The 8,219-nt window shown below is 36.2% G+C and carries 8 protein-coding genes; 7 read left to right on the top strand and 1 reads right to left on the bottom strand.

The window, feature by feature from the left end; all coding sequences use genetic code 11:
* Positions 1-431 precede the first annotated feature (431 nt).
* The 3 genes from Q1A47_RS19160 to Q1A47_RS19150 all read left to right on the top strand — a co-directional run bounded on the left by Q1A47_RS19160 (position 432) and on the right by Q1A47_RS19150 (position 1,615).
* On the top strand, positions 432-836 hold the full coding sequence (locus Q1A47_RS19160; RefSeq protein ID WP_026681472.1) for a DUF948 domain-containing protein: 405 nt from the start codon (positions 432-434) through the stop codon (positions 834-836).
* A gap of 18 nt (positions 837-854) precedes the next feature.
* Positions 855-1,274, top strand: coding sequence for a YtxH domain-containing protein (locus Q1A47_RS19155; protein WP_026681471.1), 420 nt, complete (start codon positions 855-857; stop codon positions 1,272-1,274).
* Between the two features lie 125 nt (positions 1,275-1,399).
* Complete coding sequence (locus Q1A47_RS19150; RefSeq protein ID WP_034679115.1) at positions 1,400-1,615, top strand: hypothetical protein; 216 nt, start codon at positions 1,400-1,402, stop codon at positions 1,613-1,615.
* Between the two features lie 305 nt (positions 1,616-1,920).
* On the opposite strand, the gene pilM is transcribed toward Q1A47_RS19150, so the two are convergent.
* Entirely contained in the window at positions 1,921-4,050 is a 2,130-nt protein-coding gene (gene pilM, locus Q1A47_RS19145) for a pilus assembly protein PilM (protein ID WP_026681470.1), read from the bottom strand.
* Between the two features lie 122 nt (positions 4,051-4,172).
* Between pilM and Q1A47_RS19140 the strand changes: the two genes are divergently transcribed.
* From Q1A47_RS19140 to motS, 4 genes are all read left to right on the top strand, one after another.
* A complete protein-coding gene (locus tag Q1A47_RS19140; RefSeq protein ID WP_026681469.1) occupies positions 4,173-5,243 on the top strand; it encodes a bifunctional 3-deoxy-7-phosphoheptulonate synthase/chorismate mutase in 1,071 nt (356 codons plus the stop codon).
* A 147-nt stretch (positions 5,244-5,390) separates the two neighbouring features.
* Entirely contained in the window at positions 5,391-6,386 is a 996-nt protein-coding gene (gene ccpA / locus Q1A47_RS19135) for a catabolite control protein A (protein ID WP_026681468.1), read from the top strand.
* Between the two features lie 159 nt (positions 6,387-6,545).
* Positions 6,546-7,370 (top strand): flagellar motor protein MotP, encoded by an 825-nt coding sequence (gene motP, locus Q1A47_RS19130; RefSeq protein WP_026681467.1) that lies wholly within the window; start codon positions 6,546-6,548, stop codon positions 7,368-7,370.
* Entirely contained in the window at positions 7,360-8,160 is an 801-nt protein-coding gene (gene motS / locus Q1A47_RS19125; RefSeq protein ID WP_121605497.1) for a flagellar motor protein MotS, read from the top strand. Before motP ends, motS begins: the two co-directional genes overlap by 11 nt.
* The last annotated feature ends 59 nt before the right edge of the window (positions 8,161-8,219 follow it).

Raw genomic sequence — 8,219 nt, 5'->3', positions numbered from 1 at the left:
CCATAATAGCTACTAGAGGAAGCGTAAATCTGAGCATTTAGTGATAAGGACTGAGCGAATTTTGCTCAGTTTTTCTTAGTAACTTCTTTAATCGCTGTAGTTCTAATCTTATTAGGCTATTTTTTATCCGACATATAACTGGCAGTAAAACCCCACCTGTGAATTTTTACTTTTTGTAATTACTAATAAAAATAAAGGAAATTATACAAGGTTGTCGAATTAATATTATAAGGACATTAAATGACTAGATCAGACAGAGAACAATAGGTTTTAGTTGAAATATATAAGGGTATTTTTATTTATAGCCATTTTTTGCTATACTTTACAAGTAGAGATCAGTAGAAATAGGTTTATTAGTAAATCTATTCTCTGGATATATACACATATTGAAAATATTACAATACATAGTGATAGTAGAAGGAGTGGACATAGTGGAAGTTCTCGGATATATAGCAGCGTTTATAGCAGCAATAGCTTTTGTTGTCTTAGTTGTTTATGTAATTATTACGTTAAAAGCAGCCAGGGAAACGTTAAGTCATGTGGCTGGTACATTAGAAGGTTTAGATAAGCAAATGAAGGGTATAACCGAAGAAACAACCCAATTATTAAATAAAACGAACAAGCTCGCAGATGACCTTAATCAAAAATCGGCAAAAATGAATGGATTATTTGATGGTGCAAAAGGTATTGGGGAAACTGTTAAAGATTTCAATCAGTCTTTAAGACAACTTTCTAACAGTATTTCTCGAACTGCTAGTAAAAATCCTGAAAAAGCCTCTCAGGCCATTAAATGGGGAACAGTTCTTATGGATTTATGGAAGAAAAAAAATAAATAAATATAGGAGGAAAATTACATGGCAGATAACAATATGAATAGTAAGGACTTTTTATTGGGTACTTTTATCGGAGGAATTGTTGGAGCAGTTACAGCTTTACTATTGGCTCCAAAATCTGGTAAAGAATTACGAGGTGATATTAATCAGGGTGCTCATCAAGTAAAGGACCGCGCATATGTTTGGAAAGACGTTGCGCAAGAAAAAAGTTCAGATTGGAAAGATAAAGCCTATACAACTGGTTCAGAGCTAAAGAAAAAAGCGATGGATTCAACAGCTCAAATTACGAAGAATGCATCACAGAAAACAAAGGAAATTACCAAGAGTGTACAGGCTAAATTACAAGAAAAAAGAAGTAAAGAAGATAAGGCACTAGAAGCAGCAGAAGAAGTTGCAGAGGCAATAGAAGACGCTGCAGAAGAATTAGAAAAACAGAAGTAACGAATAAAAAGGTATGTCTTATGAGAACAGAGCTGTCTTTAAGGGCAGCCCTTTTTATTTATAAAAAAATGCAATGTATAAGGACTCGTCTTTCTTCAAAACATAAGAAAAAAGGCGGTATTTACATGCTTCTATTAATCGTATTAGGTGCAGTGCTTGTAGTTATTGCATTATTTTTTACAATTAAAGTCGGCAAAGATATTGAGGAAAGAAATAGTGAGTATGATACTGAATTTAAAGCAACAAGAAAACATCCGGTATTACTTAACCCGGCTTTCTTAGCCTATATTATTGGATTTGGTTTTCTCATTATTTTCATCGCTTATTTAGCTATGTCTTAGTCTGTTCTTTTATCAGGAATATCTATTAGCAAAATAAGGCTTAGTAATGAAAAGAACATAAATAAAAAGGACACCATTTTATTCTGCGTGGAGTCCTTTTTATTAGTATAGGAAATTATAAAAATTAGCTCGATAAATATGGGCGTGTTGAGTCTGTCCAGCCCCAGCGCCCAGAAACGATGCGACTTCACGATCGCTCTAATCTAAGTCATCATCGGCTCGCAAACTCATCGTGATTCCTTACTCGCTAAAGTCGCTACGTTTCTATTCGGAGGCTTGCGCTTTTGTTCTAACTAAGCCGTGTATTATTCCCAAATGATTTGTAAATGATCACCATGCTTAATCGTTGAATGAAAGCTAGATGGTGCATTATTTTGATATATAGAGAATTTGCCGTTGGCGTTCGTGAGGTCTAAATCTACATAACGAAAAATGTCCTGATAGATAAATGGCTGCTGCTCTTGTTCGTAAACTTTTAATCGATCATGCTTTTTTAATGGTGTATCCTCATCAAGTATGCTATCCCCTTTTTTAATTACATATAGAGGTTGAGCAAGTTCTACTGACTCATTATTAAACGAAACCATAATCCTATGTGTTAATGGTTTATTTAACTGGTTCAGTACATCTTTTACAGTTGGCTGTTCAGCTAGTAATAGCTGTAATCGATCTCCTTGCTTAAGACGATGATCCATTGTAGCAGGCTTGCCGTTAAGAGCTATTTGTGGTTCGCCCTTTGTAATGTGGATTGGTTCTTCATTTACATAGACGATAAATGGTTCATCTTTTCCTACTTTATCAGAAGATACTTGATTTAAAACAGCTTCTAAGCTGTTCGGTTGTCTCCATGTAAGATTATCTCGATCTTGTATACTATATTCTTTCGTTACTGGTACGTTATTCACCTCAAACTGAGGATATATGTGATATTTTGCTCCGTTATAATAAATCATTAAAGGTGGTATATCTCCAAGAAGTTCCTGAATTGTTACTTGAGCATGCTTTCCATCACGGCCTTTTTCAATTGTTATGATATCACCATTATGAATCTTACTATTCACAGAAGCATTGGTATCGTTTAATTGGATACTCGGTGGTTCACCAATTTCACCAGGTAACGTAACTTCTTTGTTATTTATAGTTATAATCGAGGCTATACCTGGCTTTCCATACCATTTTTGAATATCTATACTGGATTGAATAAGACAATCTCCCACTGTTAATTCTTTCATTTCAAATAATCTTATCGTATTACCGTTAACTGTAACACTGACATAGTGGACAGGATTTTGTTTGGCCGCAATTCCTATACCAATTGGAGTGACAAAATCAGGTCCTGTAGGTAATTTATTGGTTTTTTCTAATTGGTTAATTGCATCAATTCCCCGTACAGCTACTCGATTTATCGGTAGATTTAATTTACTAGCTATTGAATTGGTTATTCCTGGTGTTAGACTTCCTCCACCAACAAGCATTACGGCCTTTGGCGAGTGTGAATTTAAATTGATAATTTCATTCGATATTTGCGTGGCCAAGTTATCAATTGCATCCGTAATATCGTTTTCTATCATGTTGGGTGTAATTGTCGCTTCAAATCCTAGAATGTCCTCTACAATAGCTTCACCATTATCGACAATCATACGTTTTGCTTTTTCTGCAGATGGAAAATCTAATAAGTATTGATCGCTTATTGCTTCCGTAATTTCATCACCCGCAATTGGAACCATTCCATATGCAACTACTGTCCCTTTATCCGTTATAGCTATATCACTAGTACCAGCTCCAATATCAACTAGCACAACATTTAATCTTCTCATAGACTCTGGAATAAGCACATGTATAGCTGCAATAGGTTCTAAGGTAAGAGCTTCCATTTCTAAGTTAGCTCTTCCTAAGGCTGCTAATAATGATTCAACAACAACTTTAGGTAAAAACGTAGCGATAATTTCGACAGAAGCTTCTGTACCTCGCTGATCAATTAGTGAACCAATTTGCTGCTGATCTATACGATAATGCAACACGGAATAGCCAACGCAATAATAAGAGGATAAATCAGCATCTTGCTGTAGTTTTTGCAAGTTCAATTGTGCCATTTGGACAGCGCTTAATTCTAGGTGTTTAATTGTTTCTTCGCTAGTGATCGGTGTATCCTGTAATGATTTAGAAGCAGTTGCTTGTGTAGTCATTAATGCTCTTCCAGCAGCAGCAACACACACCTTGCTAAGCGAGCCGTGAGATGACTCCAATTTATTTTTTACTTCTATAATTGTTTCAGAAACAGCCACAACATTATGTATTTGTCCATCTCTCATCGACCGTTCTTTATGTTCCATCATATAATAATCCAACATATGATAGGTTTGGTCACGCTTTTCTAGTATGATTCCAGTTACAGAGCGTGTCCCAATATCCAGTGCAAAAATCCGATCCTTCATAAGCAATAATCCTTTCAAACAGATAATATGAATCAATTATAAACTTTTTATCGACAAAGAAAAAATTTTTAGCTATAATTGTCACTAATTATTAAAAACAAGAGGCATAGGGGGAACATAATATGAGTGAGTTAGATCAGGTTAGAGATCAACTGGATCATGTGAACCAGGAGATTTTAAAGTTAATAAATGAACGTGCTACACTTGTTCAACAAATCGGGGAAATAAAAGCAAAACAGAGTATTAAGCGATTTGACCCTGTGCGAGAAAGAGATATGTTAGATAAAATTACTTCAATTAATGATGGTCCGTTCGAGAACGCAACCATTGAGCATATCTTTAAGGAAATTTTCAAAGCTAGCTTGGAACTACAAGAGGATGATCACCGTAAAGCATTACTTGTATCTAGAAAAAAGAAGCCGGAAAATACGGTCATAGATATCAATGGTGCTTCAATTGGAGACGGTTCTATTCATTTTGTAATGGGACCATGTGCCGTTGAGGGATATGAACAAGTTGCTCGTGTAGCCAAAGCTGTAAAAGAGAATGGAGTAAGGCTACTGCGTGGGGGAGCATTTAAACCAAGAACGTCTCCATATGATTTCCAAGGTCTTGGTGTTGAAGGCTTACAATTACTCAAAAGAGCAGCAGATGAGTATGGGTTAGCTGTTGTTAGCGAAATTGTAAACCCCGCACATATTGAGCAGGCAATGGATTATGTTGATGTAATTCAAATTGGTGCTAGAAACATGCAGAATTTTGAATTGTTAAAGGCAGCCGGTGACGTGGATAAGCCCGTACTTTTAAAACGTGGTCTTTCAGCCACCATTTCTGAATTTATCAACGCAGCAGAATACATCATTTCACGAGGCAACGGAAATATCATTTTATGTGAACGAGGAATTCGGACGTATGAAAAAGCGACACGTAACACGTTAGATATCTCTGCAGTTCCAGTATTAAAACAGGAAACGCATTTGCCGGTTATGGTTGATGTCACACATTCCACTGGTAGAAGAGATCTGCTATTACCTACAGCGAAAGCAGCGATTGCAATTGGCGCTGATGGTGTTATGGCAGAAGTTCATCCGGATCCTGCTGTTGCCCTTTCAGATTCAGCACAACAGATGGATATTCCAACATTTAATCGTTTTATGGAAGAAGTTAAGGATATGTCTAATCGGATGAAATAAAGTTTTGTTTCATTTTAATGTTCTGAAATAGAGAGGTTGATGGTCCATTGTGATGCATCAGCCTTTTTTGCTTTGAAAAATGTTTCATAGTAGAGTATGATATAGAAAATAGAGAACGATATCTATATATTAGGAGGTAAAAAGAAAATGAACATTACAATATATGATGTAGCAAGAGAAGCAAATGTATCCATGGCTACAGTTTCTCGTGTCGTAAACGGGAATCCCAATGTAAAACCAACAACTCGTAAAAAGGTATTAGCAACAATTGAAAGATTAGGATATCGTCCCAATGCAGTGGCTAGAGGGCTAGCAAGTAAGAAAACAACAACTGTCGGTGCGATTATACCTGATATATCCAGTATTTTCTTCGCAGAATTAGCCCGAGGTATTGAAGACATTGCAACAATGTATAAATACAATATGATTTTAAGTAATTCGGATCAAAATAAAGACAAAGAGTTACAATTAATAAATACCATGCTAGAAAAGCAAGTAGATGGGATTATTTTTATGGGTGGAAATATTACGGAGGAACATGTTCAACAGTTTAAGAGTTCATCTGTACCAGTAGTGTTAGCTGCTACATATGATGATAACCATGAAATTCCTTCTGTAAATATAGACTATGAAGAAGCTGCATATGAGGCAACTAAATTCCTAATAGAGCAAGGTAACGATATACCTGCGTTTGTTTCTGGACTAGAAGATACGCATATCAATCAGTTGAAATATAAAGGCTACGCCCGAGCATTAAATGAAGCTTCGCATTCCGTAAATGAATCACTGGTTATTAAAGGAGATTATTCGTATAGCTCAGGAATTGAAGCGGTGCACCAGTTGTTAGAGCAAGATCAAAAACCAACCGCTATTTTTGTGGCTTCTGATGAAATGGCTTTAGGCGTTATCCATGGCGCGCAAGATAAAGGCTATCGTGTTCCAGAAGATATAGAAGTGTTTGGATTTGACAATACTCGTTTGGCGACAATGGTAAGACCAACGTTATCAACGATTGTTCAGCCAATGTATGATATTGGTGCTGTGGCAATGAGACTCTTAACAAAATATATGAATAAAGAAGAAGTACAAGATAAAAAAGTCGTTTTACCGCACCGGATTGAAAAAAGAAGCTCAACAAAATAATAAAAGATGCCGATATACTAAATAGAGATGAAAGATGCATGTTCAAATGTTGGAATTGGATGGACTAGACACGTGGACTAAGCTTTAACAGGGGTTAAAACGCGATGCCACTTCCAATTTTGAACATCCTCAATCAACAGCTATCTGAGGAGAGAGAATATGAGAAAACGTGATATATTAACTCCTATCGGCATTACATTAGGTTTTATTATGATTATGCTGGCCATTGTTTCCAAAAGCGGTACAAGTGGGGCATCTATTTTTATGGATATTTCCTCCATTTTTATCGTTATCGGAGGACTAGTTGCCTCCATGTTGATTAATTTTAAAATGGAACAAATTAAATTAACAAGAAAGGTCTTAAGTGAAGCATTTCATAAGAATGACCAACGCTTACCTGAATTGATTGGATTATTTGTTCGTTTATCAGAAAGAGCTAGAAGAGAAGGAATATTGGCACTGGAAAACGAACTAGAGGAAGTAGAAGATCCTTTTATTAAGAAGGGTATTCTCTTAGCTGTAGATGGTATTGAGCCGGAAGTAATTAAAGATATAATGGACGCTGAGATTACTGCCGTAGAAGATCGTCATTATAGAGGCAGATCCTTAATAGAAAAGGCAGGAGAATACGCACCAGCTTGGGGAATGATAGGAACACTTGTTGGACTGGTGCTCATGCTCAATAATTTACAAGATCCTTCAACATTAGGGCCGAGTATGGCAGTGGCGTTGTTAACAACGCTGTATGGTACAGTTCTTTCAAATTTGGTTTTCATACCCATGGCAAGTAAGCTCGAGAGTAAAACGGAAGAAGAAGTATTTCTCAAACAGATCATTATTGAAGGTGTAATCGGTGTTCAATCCGGACAGAACCCAAGAATACTGGAAGAAAAATTAAGTGCCTTCCTATCCAACGAATCAAAAGCAAAACAAGAAAGTGACGATTCTGCTAAATTCGTGGAGGAGAGTATTCATGAAGCGTAGGCAAATAAGACGATCAAATAAGAATGGTGCGCCAAAGTGGATGGTTACTTATTCGGATATGGTTACGCTTATTTTAGTATTTTTTATTCTTTTGTTTTCCATGTCGCAAATTGATTTAGTGAAATTTGAGGCAATTTCAGATTCATTTCGTAATCGAATGATTTTCGATTTTTATCCTTCACCTGTTCCTATGGACAATCCAACGGAAAATACAAGTAATGAAGAGAGTGGGGAACAGTCTAATGAATTTGACACACCTACGCAGATGCCGAACACAAACGATCGAGATAAACAAACGGATAAAAATGAACAATCATTAGATGATTTAATGAAGGAAGTAGAAGCTTACTTAGATAAAAATGACTTGAATAAAGTAATTTCTGCTAATAGAACAAAGCAGGGGGTTGAGCTTGTACTACAGGAGAGTATATTGTTTGACTCTGGTGAGGCGGTTATCCTAAATTCTGGGAAACCATTTTTAAACAAAATAGGTTCGTTACTCAAAAATCTACCGAATCATGTACATGTTGAGGGACATACAGATAGTCGACCAATTTCTAACTATCGTTATCCTTCGAATTGGGAGCTTTCAGGAGCAAGAGCAAGCAGTGTCATTCGTTATTTATTGCAGCAAAATGACTTTGATAGATCCCGATTTTCATCAGTAGGTTATGCGGATACACAGCCTATAGCGCCTAATACTTCAGCAGTTAATTGGAGTAAAAATAGGCGTGTAGAAATAGTGATTTTGGAAAGAAATCAAAGCCCAGTTGAAGGGGCTGGGACATAACTAGCCCTTATGAAGTTAAAAAAGATTCCAGTTATCAAAAAATGATAGCTGGAATCTTT

It is taken from the genome of uncultured Virgibacillus sp. (genome assembly GCF_947495635.1).
In the GTDB taxonomy this organism is placed as follows: Bacteria; Bacillota; Bacilli; order Bacillales; family Amphibacillaceae; genus Virgibacillus; species Virgibacillus salarius.
The sequence above is the reverse complement of the archived record's forward strand: the minus strand, read 5'-3'. Positions and strand labels throughout refer to the sequence as shown.